We start from the raw sequence: 368 nt of genomic DNA, 5'->3' as shown, positions 1-368 counted from the left end.
CCGGTCACCGTGTTGAGCTGGTTGCGCAGCTCGACGGCGGTCAGCGAGTCGAAGCCGAGCTCCTGGAACGCCCGGTCGGCGGCGACCTCGCTGGAGTCGGTGTGGCCGAGGACGGCCGCGACCTGGCCACGGACGAGTTCGGTCAGCGCCCGCTCCCGCTCCACCGGGGCCAGTCCCGCCAGGCGGTCCACGAGCGAGGTGCCCTGCTGCGGGGTCTCCGCCCGCCGGACGGCCGGCGGCACGAGGGCGCTCAGCACTGTCGGGACGTCCTCGCCGCGTGCCCGCAGGGCGGCCGTGTCGATCCGGCTGACACCGAGCACCGCCTCACCCGTGAACTGCGAGGCGTCGAACAACGCCATCGCCTCCTC

The 368-nt window shown here is 74.2% G+C and carries 1 protein-coding gene; it reads right to left on the bottom strand.

The genetic code is table 11. The features are described from left to right. A partial coding sequence (locus RZ50_RS28120; RefSeq protein WP_305853076.1) for an acyl carrier protein occupies positions 1-359 on the bottom strand: 359 nt, incomplete at its 3' end. Positions 360-368: the final 9 nt, after the last annotated feature.

Source organism: Kitasatospora sp. SUK 42 (assembly GCF_015776785.2).
Taxonomy (GTDB): domain Bacteria; phylum Actinomycetota; class Actinomycetes; order Streptomycetales; family Streptomycetaceae; genus Kitasatospora.
Note: the sequence above shows the minus strand (reverse complement) of the source record. Positions and strands in the feature narration are given on the sequence as shown.